We start from the raw sequence: 15,273 nt of genomic DNA on the forward strand, positions 1-15,273 counted from the left end.
AGTAAATTTACTCAGTCATTGAGTAATCTTGGCCGGTCGCCCCTGCCACCGCGACGCTGGTGGTCATGGCCTTCACCCGCGTACTGGTCGACGAGCTGGCCGCGGCGTGCCGGCGGCGTACACCTCTGCTGCAGGTGATCGTGGGGCCGCGCACAGTCGGCAAGACCACCGCGGCGGAGCAGCGCGGCAGCAGTCCGAAGCTCGTGCTCTGGAACAATGCGCTCGTGAATGCGCTGTCGCTGCGCTCGTTTTCCCAGGCGATCGGCGACGGCGGCTGGTGGGGCCGGCTGGTCGAGAACGCGGTCGGCGCGCATCTGCTGAACGGTCTGCCGGGGCCGGATTGGAGCGTGACGTACTGGCGCGACGGCGACGCCGAGGTCGACTTCGTCGTGGCCCATGGCACGCGCGTGTGGGCGCTGGAGGTCAAGAGCGGCCGCCCGGGCAAGGTCAGCGGCCTGCAGGCCTTCCGGAAGCGCTATCCCAAGGCGACCGTCTGGCTGATCGGCGCGGGCGGTCTCGGGCTCGAAGACTTCTTCGGCCAGCCGGCCACGCATTGGTTTCGCCGCCTCGTTTTTCGCGCTGACATCCCGGGTCGCGTGGCGCTTGTTGGCGGACGCGAAAGGGCGCGGAAATTTCGACGCGGTGCGCTCGGCCGTCGTGAGTTGCTAGCCTTCGGGCCCGGGCCGCGCTAACTTCCGCGACCTATGAAAACTTTCCAGAAGACGTTCCTTTCCGCCGTGCTGATCGTCTCCGTGGCCGCCTGCCAGAACCAAGCGGGCGGCGACAAAGCCGCCGGCGACGGCCAGACCGCCAAGACCGAGGCCAAAGGCGCCGCACCCACGCTCGAGATGTACGTGATGTCCCAGTGCCCGTACGGGGTGCAGGTGGTGAACGCGGTCGCGCCCGTGAAGCAGCAGCTCGGCGACGGTCTGAACCTCAAGATCGGCTACATCGGCAACGGCGCCGCCGGAAACTTCCAGTCGCTGCACGGTCCGGCCGAGGTGAAGGGCGACATCGCGCAGCTCTGCGCCGCCAAGCAGGCGCCGAAGAAGTACCTCGACCTGATCGTCTGCCAGAACAAGAACCCGCGCGCCGTCGACACCAACTGGAAGGATTGCGCGGGCCAGGCGGGCATCGACGCGGCGGCGCTCGAGACCTGCGTGAACGGCGACGAGGGGCAGCAGCTCCTCGCGGCGTCGTTCGCCGAGGCGCAGCAGAAGGGCGCGCAGGGCTCGCCCACCATGGTCCTCGACGGCAAGCCCTACGACGGCGGCCGCAAGACCCGCGACTTCCTGAAGGCGGCGTGCAACGCGACCACCGGAGATCAGCCCGAGGCTTGCAAGAACATCCCCGTGCCGCCCGCCGTGCACGCGATCTTCTTCTCGGACAGGCGCTGTGCCGAGTGCAACATCGCGCCGCTCGAGCCGCGCATCAAGAACGAGCTCGGCGGCCTCCAGGTCCAGCACGTCGACTACATGAGCGAGGACGGCAAGAAGCTCTACCAGGAGCTTCGCGGCCTCGACCCGAACTTCAAGGTGCTGCCCGCGATCCTCGTCGATGCCGACGAGGTCGTGAAGGATGCCGAGGGCTACACGGCGCTCCAGGGCTATATGCAGCCGCTCGGCAAGTGGCGGACGCTCCGCCTCGACGCCAAGTTCGATCCGACCGCCGAGATCTGCGACAACGGCGGCCTCGACGACGACGGCGACGGCAAGGCCGACTGCGCCGACGACCAGTGCACGGATGCCAAGGCGTGTCGCCAGGCGAAGCCGCGCACGCTCGACCTGTTCGTGATGTCGCAGTGTCCGTACGGCGCGCAGGCGATGGTCGCGGCGAACGACGTCGTACAGCACTTCGGCAAGGACATCACCTTGAACGTGCACTTCATCGGTCAGATGGAGGGCGACAAGCTCACGTCGATGCACGGGCAGGCCGAGGTCGACGAGGATCTCCGCGAGATCTGCGCCGCGGCGAAGTACCCGAAGGACCACCAGTTCGCGAAGTACCTGGCGTGCCGCAGCAAGGACTACCGCAATCCGGGCTGGCAGCCGTGCGCGAAGGAAGCCGGCATGGACGAGAAGGTCATCCAGAAGTGCTTCGAGGGCGAAGGCAAGGACCTCCTGAAGAAGTCCTTCCAGTTCGCCGAGAGCCTGAAGATCGGCGCGAGCCCGACCTTCCTCTCGAACAACCGCCGGGAGTTCAACGCGGTCGACGCGGCGAGCCTGCAGAAGCAGTTCTGCGCCGACAATCCCGACGTGAAGGGCTGCGCGCAGCCGATCGGCGCGAAGCAGGGCTGACCCGGAGCGCGAGGACCGCGGATCGATGCCGCGGTCCTCTCACGAGGCGAAATCCATCTCCCGAACGTCGCTCGCCACGCGCAGCGGCGCGGCGGTGGCGCGCTTCACGTCGTCGACGCTGATGCCCGGCGCGATCTCGCGCAGCAGGAAGCCGTCGGCGTCGACGTCGATGTAGGCGAGGTCGGTGACGATGGCCTGCACGCACCCGAGCGCCGTCGCGGGATACGCGAGCCGCTCGACGAGCTTGGAGCGTCCCCCGCGCTCGCAGTGGTAGCAGATGGCGATGACGCGGGCGCCGCCCGCGGCGAGATCCATCGCCCCGCCGATGCCGCCGCTGCTGCCCTCGCCGGTCGTCCAGTTGGCGAGGTCGCCGTTCTGCGCCACCTCGAAGGCGCCGAGCACGACGGTGGTGACGCGGCCGGTGCGCGCCATGGCGAACGACACGTTGGAATCGAAGTACGCGGCGCCCGGGAGCTGCGTGATGAACTGGCCGCTCGCGTTGTAGAGGTCGAGGTCTTCCTCGCCCTCGGCGGGGAACGGTCCGTAGCCGAGGATGCCGTTCTCGGAGTGCAGGGTCACGTCGCGGCCGGCGATGAAGTTCGACACCATCGTCGGGAGGCCGATCCCCAGGTTCACGTACTCACCGTCGCGCAGCAGCGTGGCGGCCTTCAACGCCATGAGCTCGGGCGGGAGGCCGGTGGCTTCGCCGTCGCGGAGCGCGCGGCCCTCGGTCGCGACCGTGCGTCCCGCGCCCATCAGGATCTGGCGGAGCACGCCGATGTCGAGCTGAAGCGTCGTCTTCACGATGCGGTCGACGAAGACTCCCGGCGTCACCACCGCTTCCGGATCGAGCCCGCCGACGCCCACGATCTCCTTCACTTCGGCGATGGTGGTCGCGGCCGCGGTGGCCATCGCCGGCGCGAAGTTCCGCATGCCGCGGCGATAGGTGAGGTTGCCCGCGCCGTCCGCTCGATGCGCCTGCAAGAGCGCGAAGTCGCCGCGGATGGCGCGCTCGAAGAGGTAGCGGCGCCCGTCGATTTCGCGCTCCTCTTTGCCGTGCGCTGCGACGGTGCCGACGCCGGTCGGCGTGTAGAAGCCCGCCAGACCCGCCCCGCCAGCGCGAATGCGCTCGATCAGGGTGCCCTGCGGCACCATCTCGAGCTCGATCTCCCCCCCGCGCACCTGCTCCGCGATCGCCGTGGGGATGGCGGGCGAGGCGAGGTAGCTGCACACCAGCCGGCGGATCTGCTTCTTGTCGGCCAGCACGTTGAGCGACGTCGGTCCCCCGGCCGGCGTGTTGCAGACGACCGTCAAGTCCCGCACGCCGCGCTCGGCGAGCGCCAGCAGGCAGTCGGTCGGCCAGGCCTGCGGCGGGCCGAAGCTGTGCACCAGGAGCGTCGCGCCGTCCGTGATGTCCGCCACCGCCGCGTGGGCGCTTTCGCAGATCCGTGTCGTGGGCATGCCTACCTCTACGGCTTGGGGATGAGGCGCGATCGCTTGAGCACGCGATCGCGGGTGACGAGCGGGACCCGGTGGACGATGCTGGTGGCCCCGATGATCTCATCGGCCGGATCGCTGCGCACGTCGAGCCGCGTGCTCGTCCGGGCGATCTCGCGGGTGAGCGGCCACACGTGCACGCGGGCGAGGGCCCGCACGACATCCGCGTCATCGAGGTCGACCTCGATGCGTCCGAGCTGAGCGAGCTTGGCGATCTCCCAGAACACGATCGCGGAGACACTCCACTGATCGTTTCGCAGCAGACGCGTCTCCGCCGTCGAAAGCCGGCCGGCAACGGCATGCAGCAGGACGTGGGTGTCAAGATTCAGCATGCCAGCGGATACCGGTCGACATGATGTCACCTTTGATCTTGAGCTTCCCCCGCAATGCCCCGATCAAGCTGGCGGAATCGGCGGTGAGTGGAACGAGCTTCGCCACCGGCTTCCCTCGCTTGGTGATCACGATTCCCTCCGGACCGACCTCTTCCAGCAAGGCGAGGCACTGCTCCTTGAACTTGGCGGCCGCGATGTGGCGCATGGTCACGTTCTATAGCTGGTCATCTGAGATGTCCAGATGGCGTGCGGTGGCCGGCGGCGGCCTCGATGGGGGGCGAAGGTCGGGTCGCGGCTCAGAGCCCGGAGAGGACGTCGCCGGCGTGGGTCGCGGGCGTCACGTCCCCGAAGACCTTGCGGACCTTGCCGTCCGGGCCGACGAGGTACGAGATGCGGCTCGGGACCGGCTGCAGGCTCACCCAGACCGCGCCGACCTGCGTCGCGAGCGTCTTGTCCGTGTCGGACAGCAGCCGGAACGGGAAGCCCTCCGCCTTCACGAACGCGGCGTTCGCCTCGGGGTCGTCGAACGAGACGCCGAGGATCTCGATGCCGCGCGCCCGGAAATCCTCGAAGCGGTCACGGAGCCCGCGGCCTTCGGTGGTGCACCCGGGGGTCTGCGCCTTCGGGTAGAACCACAGCAAGTAGGTTTTCCCGGCGAGCGACTGCGACGTGACGACGGCGCCGGTGTGGTCGCGGAGCGACCACACCGGGAACGGATCCCCCGGCTCGAGGAGCGGGCTCGCGAGGGGCGAGGCGGGAATGCCGAGCGTGACGGCGAGCGCGACGACGGCGGCGAGGAGCGCGGGCACGAGGCTCTCATGGCCGCGCTCCCGTGCGCGGTCCATCTCGTCGAGGTCGTGGGCGACGGTTGGGCTCAATTCGCCTTGTCCTTGAACTGCCCGGTGTCGCTGCGAGCCGCCGGGGCGCCGTAGCCCTGGGTCCAGCACGCGCCCGTCGACGCGTGCAGCTGCACGACCACCGCCGGATCCTGCGCCAGGGGCAAGGCGGGAACGGCGAGATGGATGCCGCGCGCCTTCAGCTGGATCTGCGGCTTGCCGGCGACGCCGGATCGGACCGTCATCTGGGTCACGCCGTCGGGCGTGGCATCCTTGTCGGCGTACTTGAACGTGCCGCCGCCGCCGCTCGTCTTCCAGCATGCCTTGCCGCGGCACGTGCCGCCGCCCGGGACGCGCAGGTGCGCCGCGAGCGACGAGACGCCGCTCGTCTGCGCGTACACGCAGAGGTCGTAGCGGGCCGTGCTGGCGAGCGGGTTCCCGACCTCCGCGGCCGTCGTCGCGTCCCCCTTCTTCCACTGCCAGGCGAGCTGATTGCCGGCGTCGGGCGCCCCGGCGAGCGTGCGGTCCTTGATCTGGAGCTGCCCGCCGAGCGCGCTCGTGCAGTCGGACGCCGGTTCGGTGGCGCCGCCGCAGGCACCGGTCGTGCAGGCGTCGCCGGTCGTGCAGGGGTTCGCGTCGTCACAGGGCAAGCCGTTCGCCTCGAGCTGGCAGGCCGCGTCGCAGCAATCGCCGCCGCTCGTGCCGCCGTCGTCGCATTGCTCGCCGGCCGTCGTGATGCCGTTGCCGCAGCCGGTCGGCGTGCAATTCGAGTCGCAGCCGTCGCCGTCGACGAGATTCGCGTCGTCGCAGAGCTCGGGCGGCTCCGTCGAGCCGTTGCCGCAGGTCGTCGCCTCGTCGGCGCCGCAGTCGACGCGGGGTCCGTTCTTGCGCGCGGCGCCGTCGAGATCGGTCTCGCCGACGGCGGGCACGTACGACGGATCGCCGGCGTCGATCGCCGGAGATCCCGCGCCGAGGTGGAAGTCGCCGCTCGCGGGCGCCGCGAGGAGCGGGTCCGCGAAGAGCGAGCCCGCGTCCTGACCGGTTCCCGCCCGGTACGCGGCGAAGCCGACGTACTCGGTCGCGTTCCACGAGAAGCGTGCGGCGGCCGGACCCGCGTCGGTCCACCAGACGTTGTCGTCGAGGACCGTGTTCACGTTGCCGTACTCGGAGACCACGAGCTTGTTCTGGCCGGTCGCGTAGACGACGTTGCTCCGCACGACGTTGTCCTCGGCGTACTGGATCCAGAGCTCGCCGAAGCCCGCGCCGAGCGTGTCGTTCTTGTAGAGCGTGTTGCCGGTGAAGCGGCAGTCGGCGACGCGGCCCGTGTATGCGGCGTAGCCGCCGAAGCCGAGGCCCGCCTTGTCGTTGCCGTGGATGACGTTGTTGCGAACGACGATGCCCGAGGTCACGGTGCCGCCGTTCTCGGCGCCGATCTCCATGCCGACGTCGCACTCGGTCACGAGGTTGTTCTCGATCACGACGTCGCGCCCGCCGTCGACGTAGATGCCGGCCGCGAAGCCGCCGCCGTAGCTCGAGCGCGCCCGCGCCACCCGATTGCCGCGGATGACGCCGTTCCGGCAGACCTTCGCCGGGTCGGGCTGGATGTCGGTCTCGCCGCCGATGCAGTCGATGCCGATGTTGTCGACGTCGTGGACGAAGTTGTCGCTCACGACGAAGCCGTCGACGTTGCCGTTCAGCGTGAGGGCCTCGCTGGTCGCGGGCTCGCAGTCCCAGATCTCGTTGCCGTCGATCACGAGGTCCGAGATCGGCGTCGGCTCGGTCGCGTAGACGGTGATGCCCATGGCGTTCTGGCCCCGCATGTCGTGGATGCGGTTGTCACGGATCTCGAGGTGCGAACCGGAGCCGAGGATGCGGACGCCCGAGCCGTCGGTGACGCCCGGATTGTTCCGGATCTCGAAGCCGACGACCTTCAGGTACGACCGCGAGTCGAGGAGGACCATGCTCTGGTCGCCCGCGACGCCGGTCCCGTCGAGGATGGGGGTCTCGTCCGGGGCGGCGGTGAGCGTGATGAAGCCGTCGACGGCGTTGCCGCTCCGCGGGAAGACGAGGCGCTCGAAGTAGGGCGTCGGCTTCTCGTGCACGACGACGGTGTCGCCCGCCTGCGCGGCGTCGAGCGCGTCCTGGATGACGGTGAAGTCTCCGCCCGAGGGCGCGACGGTGTAGATCGCGGCGCCGGCGACGTGGGGGCAGACCAGCGCGAGGACGAGCGGGAGGAGGCCGGCACGCATGAGGACCATCATAGGCCGGCGGCTCGACGCGACGCTACCGGCAACGAGGAGGGCGAGCGCGCCGCCAGAGGGTATGGCGCCGGCCCGGACCCTGGCGCAACGCCGATTCCCGCAGCACAATGGCCGCATGCCGACGACGATCCCGCGCCTCGGGCTCGGAACGTGGCGCATGGGCGAGGACGCGTTCCAGCGCGCGCACGAGGTCGCGGCGCTGCGCCTCGGACTCGACCTCGGCCTCGGCCTCATCGACACCGCGGAGATGTACGGCGAGGGCGGCGCGGAGGAGGTGGTCGGCGAGGCGATCGCCGGCCGGCGCGACGACGTCTACCTCGTGAGCAAGATCTATCCGCAGAACGCCACGCGCCGCGGGACGGCGGCGGCGTGCGAGCGCAGCTTGAAGCGCCTGCGTACCGACCGGCTCGACCTCTACCTCCTGCACTGGCGTGGCGGCACGCCGCTCGCGGAGGTCGTCGAGCAGCTCGAAGCCCTCGTGCGGGCCGGAAAGATCGTGCGGTGGGGCGTCAGCAACTTCGACGTCGACGACATGGACGAGCTCCGGGCCGCCGGAGGCACGCGCGCGGGCGCGAATCAGGTCCTGTACAACCTGGCGCGCCGCGAGGCCGACTGGGGGCTCCTGCCGTGGTGCCGGCGACATCGCATTCCGGTGATGGCGTACACGCCGTTCGGCGGCGGGGTCCTGAAGCATCGCGTGGTGCGGGCGATCGCCGACGCGCACGGCGCCGCACCCGCGGCCGTCGCGCTCGCGTGGGTGCTCGATCAGCGCGGCGTCGTCACGATCCCGAAGGCGTCGCGGCCCGCGCACGTGCGCGAGAATCGCGCCGCGCTCGATCTCGCGCTCAGCGCGGCCGATCGCGAGCAACTGGCGCGCGCGTTTCCCGCTCCGGAGGGGCCGGTCGCGCTCCGGACCGCGTGACCCCGTCCGCGGCGCGCCGCGTCGTCGCGACGGGACGCGGAGTTGCGCCTTCGCGCAGCCGGCCGCGTTGACTCGCGCGCGCACCCTGGACTAACCCGGTGGCTCCCGCCGATGCGCTTCCCCGGCGCTGCCGTGACTCTCCGGGCGGGCGATGCCTTCGATGCGCTGCCTCCCGGTCGTCACTGCCGTCCTCTCGCTCGCGCTCGCCGCCGCTGCCGGCGACGTCGAGGCGTCGATCCAGGGCAAGGGGCGTTCGCGCTCCGCGGCGACCGTCGTGCGGCGGACGCCGCCGCCGCGCCCGCCTGCCGTCTTCCCGCGCGTCGTCCGGGAGGACTTCGTGCGGCGGCTCGCGGAGAAGGTGCCGCCGATCGCGGTGCTCGAGCCGGTCCCCGACTATCGGCCGCAGTGCTGCTTCGCGGGAACGGCCGCGAGCACGTGCCGGAGCGACGACGCGAACGCGATGTGCTGGCAGGATGCCGGCGACGGCTGCGGCCCGCGCGAGCTCGAGGACGGCCTCGTCGCGTACTGGCCCGAGGAGGCGCCGGTCGCCGGCGCCTCGCCGCGGTGGGGGGAGGTCACGCGCGAGGACCAACACCGCGCGATCCGCGAGATCCTGCGCGTCCTCGCGGAGCGCCAGCCCGCGAAGCCGGTCGGCCTCGTCGCCTTCGCCGTCGGCTACGTCGAGTCCGGCTTCAACCCGACCGCCGAGCATCCGAGGACGAAGGCCTGCGGGCTCTATCAGTTCCTGCGCGGGACGTGGCGCGACTACGCGCGCGCCGACGTCGCCGACGATCCCGACGCGTGCCGCGACCCGCGCGAGAACGCCGCAACGGGTCTTGCGTTCCTGACCCATCTCTACGACACGCACCTGGGGACGATCGTCGAGCAGACGCCGTCGTGGGACACGCTGAGCGAATGGGACCGCCTGACCGCGATATTCGTCGGGCTCTACTCGCTGCACAACTACGGTCCGAACGATCCGCGCTGGCTCGACGAGGAGAACGGCGCGCGCCAGATCGCGCTCGCGCACGTCGGCGTGTTGAAGGAGTTCTACGAGGGCATCGCGGGCGAGCTCCGGCGCGGCGCCGCGCCGGCGCGCGCGGCGAAGCGCCGGCGTTGAGGACGTTGCGCGTCCGACGGCGGGATGGCGCCGCGGGCCTGGTGCGACACGCGGGTCAGCTGCCGAGCGCGACGCCGACCGCGCCGGCACCTACGATCAGCGCCGGCTCGGAGACGCCCTTCACGCGCACCAGGAGGGCGAGGGCGACGAGCGCGATCGCCGCCGTCGGGAGGTCGTAGACCGCGCGCCGTCCGAGGACGAACGCCGCCCCCGCGATGGCGCCCGCGGCGGCGGCCGTCACCCCCTCCACGAAGGCGCGCACGCGTGGGTCGTGCACCGAGCGCCGGAAGTAGCGCGCGGGGATCACGACCATGACGTAGCAGGGGAGGAAGACCCCGATGGCGGCCACGGTCGCGCCGAGCGGCCCCGCGACCAGATATCCGATGAAGGCGACCGTGATCACGACCGGCCCCGGGGTGATCATCGCGACCGCCACCGCGTCGAGGAACTGGCGCTCGGTCAGCCACGAGAGCTCGTGCACGACGGTGCCGTGCAGGAAGGGCACGATCGCGAGCCCGCTGCCGAACACGAAGGCGCCCGCCTCGGTGAAGCAGTAGGCGATGCGCCAGAGCGTCGACGCGTCGGCCACGCCGTGCAGACCCGTGAAGAGCCACGGCGCCACGACCAGCGCGGCGTGCGGCGTCTTCGGCAGCGCGCTCTTCGCCACGAGCGCGGCCACCCCGCAGAGCACGAAGAGCCAGAGCAGCTCGGATTCGGTCCATGCCGTCACCCCGGCGCTCACCGCGAAGATCGCCCACAGCAGGCGATCGCCGGCCAGCGTGCTCTTCGCGAGCTTGTAGGCGCTGCGGCCGATGATCGCGATGACGGCCGCGCCGATGCCGTAGAAGGCGCCCTGCATCCACGCGAGGCCTCCGTACGCGACGTAGGCCGCCGAGAGCGCGAGCACCATGAGGAAGGAGGGGAGGACGAACGCGAAGGCGACCAGCGTGGCGCCTCGCACGCCGTGGCCGAGCCAGCCGAGATAGATCGCGAGCTGCGCGGCGAGGGGACCCGGCGCCAGCTGGGCGAGGGCGAGTCCCTCCTTGTAGTCGGCGAGCGCGATCCAGCGGCGCGTTTCGACGAGATCGCGCTGCATGTAGCCGACGAGCGCGATCGGCCCGCCGAAGCCGGTCGTGCCGAGGCGCAGGAAATAGGCGGCGAGGTCGCGGAGCGCGTACGGCGCGAGCGCGGCCGAGCGCTCCGAGGCGGCGGGCGTCACGTATGCGACGAGCGGCTACGCCGCGCGCTCGAGGACGGTGTCGATCATCGCCTGCACGATCGCGCCGACGTCGCCGTTCTTCGGCGTGAAGACGTGCCGGCAGCCGAGCTCGCGGAGCAACGGTTGATCGGTCTCCGGGATGATGCCGCCGATCACGATCGGGATGTCGCCGCCGCCGGACTCGCGGAGGCCGCGCTGCACCTCGCGGGCGATCCAGAGGTGCGAGCCCGAGAGGCTCGAGATGCCGATGAGGTCGACGTCCTCCTGGATCGCCGTCGCGACGATCATGGCGGGCGTCTGCTTCAAGCCCGTGTAGACGACCTCCATGCCGGCCTCGCGGCACGCGAAGGCCAGGAGCTTCACGGCGTTCACGTGGCCGTCGAGCCCCGACTTGGCGAGCAGCACGCGCATGCGCTTCGGCGCGCGCGGGATGCGGAGCGGCGGCGCGTCCTTGATCTCCGAGCCGAGCGGTGCCTGGTAGCGCTGGCCGAGCGCCTCTTCGAGCGCCTGCGTCCACTCGCCGGTCGTACCGCCCGCCCTGGCGAGCTGGATCGACGGCGGCACCAGGTTCTCGCCGGCGATCGCCGCCTTCTCGAGCTCCGCGAGCGCGCGCGCGACGGCGCCGGCGTCGCGCGTCTCCTTCCACCGCTTCACGTCGGCGACGCGCTGCGCGATCGTCTCGGGCGTCACGGCGTCTTCGGCGCGCGTGCGGGCGCCGCCGCGGAGCGCGCCGACCTCGCCGGGGAACGCGTTCACGCCGACGACGAGCTTCTCCTTGCTCTCGATCTGCTGCCGCCACTTCACGAGCGACGACGTGAGCCGCAGCGCGATCCACGGAATGCAGCCGGCGTAGCCGATCTTCTCCATCTCGGCGATGACCGTGCGGGCCTCGTCCTTGATCTCCCCGGTCGCCTTCTCGATCACCTTCGAGCCCTCGAAGATGTCGGGGTAGTCGGCGACGCCGGTCTCGTACATCAGCACCTGCTGCGTGCGGAGCGCCAGGATCTGCTCGCTCGGGTCGGGGAGGCCGAGCGCCTCGCGAAAGCCGGGGAGCTGGAGCGCGCCGACCCGCGCCGAGGCCGACAGCACGACCGGCAGCGACTGGTAGGCGATGCGGATGATGTTCACCTCGGGCTGCTGCTCGGTGAGCGTGAGCGAGCGCACCTGGCAGCCGGCCCGCCACTTGGCCGCGACCCCGTAGCGTTCCCGGCAGATCTCGGTCCAGAGCTGGCTGTAGGCGCGCACCTTGGCGATCTCGGGCACGAGCTCGATGCCGGAGTTGATGAAGAAGCTGATGCGGTCGACCACGCCGGCGAAGGCTTCTTTCGAGAGCGCCGGCCGGATCGCCTCGAGGATCAGGATCGCGTTGCCGAGCGCGTAACCGACCTCCTCGGCGGGCGACGCTCCCGACTCCATGTAGTGGTACCCGCAGCTGTTCATCGGGTTCCAGAGCGGCGACTCGGCGGCCGCGAACTTGATGAGGTCGGTCGAGAGGCGGAGCGAGACCGTCGGGTCGAACACCGAGGTGCCGCGCGCCACGAACTCCTTCAGGAGATCGTTCTGGGTGGTGCCGCGGAGCTGCGCTCGCGGCACGCCGTGCTTGTCGGCGACCGCGACGTAGAGCGCGTACAGCCAGACGGCCGTCGCGTTGATCGTCATCGAGGTGTTGATGGCGCCGAGGTCGATCTCGCGGAAGAGCGTTTCCATGTCGCCGACGTGGGAGATCGACACGCCGGTGCCGCCGATCTCGCCCTCGGACATCGGGTGGTCGGCGTCGTAGCCGTTCTGGGTCGGGAGGTCGAAGGCGACCGAGAGGCCGCGCTGCCCCTGGGCGAGGTTCTCGCGATAGCGGCGGTTCGACTGCTCGGCGTCGCCGAAGCCGGCGTAGGTGCGAATGATCCAGGGGGTGCGCATCTCCGGCTTGCTCATGAGGAAACCTCCGCGGGGCGGGATTCTGGCGCGGGCCCCCGACCCGCGCAAGCGACGGACGACGCGTCCTGCGGCGCGCCGCGTACGCGGGCGCGCCAGGGCCGTCAGTTGCTGCGCGCCGTCCGCGTGAGGATCGCCGCGACGGCGGCGAGGCGGCGCGCCGCCCGGCGCTCGATGCGGGCATCGCCGGCGCGCCGCGCGTGCGCGAGTGCGGCCCGCGCGTGCGCCTCGGCCGCGCGCGCGTCCGCCGCGACGGCCGAGGCGCCGAGCGCGGCCTCGGCGGCGACCCGATGGCCGGCGCGCGCGTAGAGACCGCGGGGTTCGCCGAGGAGCGCCGCGGCCGCGCCGTAGTCCGCCCCAGCGCGGGCGGCGTCGCCGCGCGTCCGGGCCGCCCGCGCCGACCGCAGCAGCCGGCGCGCCCGCGCGAGCGTCGCGGCGTCGAGGGGCGCGTTCCCGGCGGACGCCGCACCGTCGTCGAGGCCGAGGGCGGCGCGCTCCGGCGACGGCACGACGCGCGCGTTCTTCGCATCCTCGTAGGTGGCGAGCGCGTCGCGATACGCGGTGTCGATCGCGTCGAAGGGCGGTGCGCCCGCCGCCGAGAGGACGGCATCGGCCGTCACGACGCCGAGCGGGCTCGCGACGTCGAAGGGCGCCGCCGCGCTCGCGGCGTCCGCGCCTTCGTTCGCGGCGACGAAGACGCTCGCGCCGGCCGTGAGGAGCGGCCGCGCGCCCCCGAAGAAGTTGCCGACGACGTTGCCGCGCGCGCCGCCGCGCAACTGCGTGCCGTTCTCGACGTAGCCGCGCACCACGTTGCCGCGCACGTCGGCGAGCGCGCCGCCGTCGACCGCCGCGCCGTCGATCGACGGATTCCGCCGCAGGTTCTTGTCCCAGACGTTGCCGTGCGCCGCGAGCCGGGTGACCCCGTACTTCACGAGCGCGCCGCCGCCGCACCACGTCTTGGCGCACGGGCCGCCGTTCGCCGCCAGGTAGTTCCACGAGAGCGTCACGTCGGTCACGAGCGCGCCGTCGCCGCCGGTCACGTCGATGCCGCCGTCGCCGCTGTTGGTGACCGAGCAGTGGTCGACCACGATGCGTCCGAACGCCGCTCCGCGCTTCGCCGCGATCTGGATCCCGTCGTTCACGGCGTTCCGGATGCGGAGCCCGCGCACGACGACGTTGCCCTGATGGATCTCGAGGACGCCGCCGCCGGGGCCGAGCCGGTCGCCCCAGAGCGTGATGCCGGGGGCGGGCGCGGTGAGGCCGTCGATCGTCGAGTCGCCCGGCACGCTGAGCTCGGCGAGGAGCACGATGTCGCCGCCGACGGCGAAGTCGATCCGGCCGCCGCCGAGCCGACCGGCCGCCTCGAGCGCGCTCCTGAGGCTTCCGAGGCCGCTGTCGGCGAGCGACGTGACCGTGAAGCGCGCCCGGCCTTCGCCGCCCGTCGCCGCGCCGCCGAAGCCGCTGTAGCTCCCGCGGAGCGCCCGCTCCGCGTCGTCGGCGCCGGGCGTGAAGACATCGACGACGTGGTCCGGGGCGCTGCCGTCGGCGGCGGCGCCGGCGGGCGGTACGGCGCTCACGGCGTACGCGAGCGCGAGCGCGGCACACGACCGCGCGAGTCTGGCAACGAGCCGCTCCATCCGGGGAGGCGAGGAGCAACGCAGATGCCAGCCGGCCGCCCGTGCGCGGCCGCGACCTCAGCGCCGGAGCGCGGTGGAACGTCCGTCGCGGCGCGTGGCGACGACGCGAACGCGCCGCCCACGCGCCACGCGAGATGTCATGGCGCGCAGGTCGACGGAACGCTCGGCATGTCGAGGGCCGTGCGCTTGTAGGACCACTTGCAGGTGCCCGCCTCGGTGTCCGTGAAGGTGCCGGGATCCGAGAAGATCGAGGCGCCCTTGAAGGTCCCCTTGAGCTCGCCGGGTTTCGCCTTGACGCTCATGCGTCCGAGCTCGTCGAAGTCCGGATCGTCGCCCACGCGGTCGTTGGTCTTGCAGTAGAGGATCGCGAGCTCGCCCTTCGCGTCGGGCTTCTTGGCGTCGGGGACGAAGGTTCCGATGTAGGCGTTGGTGCCGGTGCCGTAGTCGAGGACGATCCCGAGCGCGCTCCCGTTCTGCACGACGCGCATGATCGGCGTCAGGGTGACCTTGCGCTTCACGCCTCCGGCGAGCGACTTGCACTTGACCACGCCGGTCCAGGTGCCGCTCAGATCCAGCGGAGGGATGCCGCCGGCGTGCGCGCGCCCCGCGGCGAGCCCGATGGCCACGGCGAGCGCGCCGGTGACGAGGACGAGGCGGTGAAACGGCGTCATCGGGGACCTCCGGTCTCCATCATTTCGCCGGGGCATTCGGTCGGGAGCCCGGCGTCGTTCGTGTCGATGCGCTTCCAGGACCATTTGCAGGTGCCGTGGGTGCCGCCGTCCGAGTAGAAGGAGAGGCCCTTGAGCGAGGCCTTCACCTTGCCGGGCTTGGCGGACGCGCTCATGCGCCCGATCTCGTCGGGGGTGGTGATCCCGAGCTGGTTGTCGGTGCCGCAGCGGATGAGCGCGGTCTCGCCTTTCCGCTCGGGCTTCTTCGCGTCGGGGTTGGCGAGGCCCGCGTACAGGCGGCTGCCGAGGCCGAAGTCCAGCTCGACGCCCATGCTCTGCCCGAACTGGGAGATCCGCATGGTCGGCGTGAGCACGACCTTCTCCTGTACGCCGGCGACGAATGCCTTGCAGGTGATCTTGCCCGCCCACGTGCCGTTCAGGTCGTAGGCGAGGAAGGCCGCCCGCGCGGGGGCGGGCGAGCCGGCGAGCACGCCGAGCGTGGCGAATACGATGATGCGGGACGAGCGGACGAAGCGCACGGTGGTCTCCTTTGCC

14 protein-coding genes are annotated in these 15,273 nt (G+C 71.4%); 4 read left to right on the forward strand and 10 right to left on the reverse strand.

From position 1 onward, the window contains the following. Positions 1 to 65: 65 nt before the first annotated feature. Both IT293_16965 and IT293_16970 read left to right on the forward strand, forming a co-directional pair. Positions 66 to 692: a DUF4143 domain-containing protein gene (locus tag IT293_16965; GenBank protein ID MCC6766353.1), complete on the forward strand. Its 627-nt coding sequence runs from the start codon at positions 66 to 68 to the stop codon at positions 690 to 692. A gap of 12 nt (positions 693 to 704) precedes the next feature. Next, a complete protein-coding gene (locus IT293_16970) occupies positions 705 to 2,297 on the forward strand; it encodes a DsbA family protein (GenBank protein ID MCC6766354.1) in 1,593 nt (530 codons plus the stop codon). Positions 2,298 to 2,336: 39 nt separating this feature from the next. Here IT293_16970 and IT293_16975 read toward each other — a convergent pair whose 3' ends face one another. The 5 genes from IT293_16975 to IT293_16995 all read right to left on the reverse strand — a co-directional run bounded on the left by IT293_16975 (position 2,337) and on the right by IT293_16995 (position 7,211). Next, on the reverse strand, positions 2,337 to 3,758 hold the full coding sequence (locus IT293_16975) for a 3-oxoacid CoA-transferase subunit A (GenBank protein MCC6766355.1): 1,422 nt from the start codon (positions 3,756 to 3,758) through the stop codon (positions 2,337 to 2,339). Between the two features lie 8 nt (positions 3,759 to 3,766). Next, entirely contained in the window at positions 3,767 to 4,126 is a 360-nt protein-coding gene (locus IT293_16980) for a type II toxin-antitoxin system VapC family toxin (GenBank protein ID MCC6766356.1), read from the reverse strand. Beyond that, complete coding sequence (locus tag IT293_16985; protein ID MCC6766357.1) at positions 4,113 to 4,331, reverse strand: type II toxin-antitoxin system Phd/YefM family antitoxin; 219 nt, start codon at positions 4,329 to 4,331, stop codon at positions 4,113 to 4,115. Before IT293_16985 ends, IT293_16980 begins: the two co-directional genes overlap by 14 nt. Positions 4,332 to 4,422: 91 nt before the next feature. Then, complete coding sequence (locus IT293_16990) at positions 4,423 to 5,004, reverse strand: peroxiredoxin (GenBank protein MCC6766358.1); 582 nt, start codon at positions 5,002 to 5,004, stop codon at positions 4,423 to 4,425. Further along, on the reverse strand, positions 5,001 to 7,211 hold the full coding sequence (locus IT293_16995) for a right-handed parallel beta-helix repeat-containing protein (GenBank protein ID MCC6766359.1): 2,211 nt from the start codon (positions 7,209 to 7,211) through the stop codon (positions 5,001 to 5,003). The genes IT293_16990 and IT293_16995 overlap by 4 nt, the downstream gene beginning before the upstream one ends. Positions 7,212 to 7,338: 127 nt before the next feature. Here IT293_16995 and IT293_17000 point away from each other — a divergent pair, with 127 nt between their 5' ends. Further along, the gene (locus tag IT293_17000) at positions 7,339 to 8,145 is read left to right on the forward strand and encodes an aldo/keto reductase (protein ID MCC6766360.1); all 807 of its coding nucleotides are present in this window, start codon (positions 7,339 to 7,341) and stop codon (positions 8,143 to 8,145) included. A gap of 160 nt (positions 8,146 to 8,305) precedes the next feature. Further along, positions 8,306 to 9,265, forward strand: a complete 960-nt coding sequence (locus IT293_17005) for a lytic transglycosylase domain-containing protein (protein ID MCC6766361.1) — start codon at positions 8,306 to 8,308, stop codon at positions 9,263 to 9,265. A 55-nt stretch (positions 9,266 to 9,320) separates the two neighbouring features. Here IT293_17005 and IT293_17010 read toward each other — a convergent pair whose 3' ends face one another. From IT293_17010 to IT293_17030, 5 genes are all read right to left on the reverse strand, one after another. Beyond that, positions 9,321 to 10,484: a chromate transporter gene (locus IT293_17010; GenBank protein ID MCC6766362.1), complete on the reverse strand. Its 1,164-nt coding sequence runs from the start codon at positions 10,482 to 10,484 to the stop codon at positions 9,321 to 9,323. Positions 10,485 to 10,499: 15 nt separating this feature from the next. Beyond that, entirely contained in the window at positions 10,500 to 12,413 is a 1,914-nt protein-coding gene (locus IT293_17015; GenBank protein ID MCC6766363.1) for a cobalamin-dependent protein, read from the reverse strand. 104 nt (positions 12,414 to 12,517) lie between these two features. Continuing rightward, positions 12,518 to 14,050 (reverse strand): right-handed parallel beta-helix repeat-containing protein, encoded by a 1,533-nt coding sequence (locus IT293_17020; GenBank protein ID MCC6766364.1) that lies wholly within the window; start codon positions 14,048 to 14,050, stop codon positions 12,518 to 12,520. Between the two features lie 137 nt (positions 14,051 to 14,187). After that, positions 14,188 to 14,721 carry a hypothetical protein gene (locus IT293_17025; protein ID MCC6766365.1) on the reverse strand — a complete coding sequence of 178 codons (534 nt, stop codon included), beginning with the start codon at positions 14,719 to 14,721 and terminating at the stop codon, positions 14,188 to 14,190. Beyond that, a complete protein-coding gene (locus tag IT293_17030; GenBank protein ID MCC6766366.1) occupies positions 14,718 to 15,257 on the reverse strand; it encodes a hypothetical protein in 540 nt (179 codons plus the stop codon). Before IT293_17030 ends, IT293_17025 begins: the two co-directional genes overlap by 4 nt. Positions 15,258 to 15,273: the final 16 nt, after the last annotated feature.

The organism is Deltaproteobacteria bacterium (genome assembly GCA_020848745.1).
Lineage (GTDB): Bacteria > Desulfobacterota > Binatia > UTPRO1 > UTPRO1 > UTPRO1.

Coding starts and splice junctions, on each gene's coding strand:
- IT293_16965 (MCC6766353.1), top strand. CDS start 66: ATGGCCTTCACCCGCGTACTGGTCGACGAGCTGGCCGCGGCGTGCCGG.
- IT293_16970 (MCC6766354.1), top strand. CDS start 705: ATGAAAACTTTCCAGAAGACGTTCCTTTCCGCCGTGCTGATCGTCTCC.
- IT293_16975 (MCC6766355.1), bottom strand. CDS start 3,758: ATGCCCACGACACGGATCTGCGAAAGCGCCCACGCGGCGGTGGCGGAC.
- IT293_16980 (MCC6766356.1), bottom strand. CDS start 4,126: ATGCTGAATCTTGACACCCACGTCCTGCTGCATGCCGTTGCCGGCCGG.
- IT293_16985 (MCC6766357.1), bottom strand. CDS start 4,331: ATGCGCCACATCGCGGCCGCCAAGTTCAAGGAGCAGTGCCTCGCCTTG.
- IT293_16995 (MCC6766359.1), bottom strand. CDS start 7,211: ATGCGTGCCGGCCTCCTCCCGCTCGTCCTCGCGCTGGTCTGCCCCCAC.
- IT293_17000 (MCC6766360.1), top strand. CDS start 7,339: ATGCCGACGACGATCCCGCGCCTCGGGCTCGGAACGTGGCGCATGGGC.
- IT293_17005 (MCC6766361.1), top strand. CDS start 8,306: ATGCGCTGCCTCCCGGTCGTCACTGCCGTCCTCTCGCTCGCGCTCGCC.
- IT293_17015 (MCC6766363.1), bottom strand. CDS start 12,413: ATGAGCAAGCCGGAGATGCGCACCCCCTGGATCATTCGCACCTACGCC.
- IT293_17020 (MCC6766364.1), bottom strand. CDS start 14,050: ATGGAGCGGCTCGTTGCCAGACTCGCGCGGTCGTGTGCCGCGCTCGCG.
- IT293_17025 (MCC6766365.1), bottom strand. CDS start 14,721: ATGACGCCGTTTCACCGCCTCGTCCTCGTCACCGGCGCGCTCGCCGTG.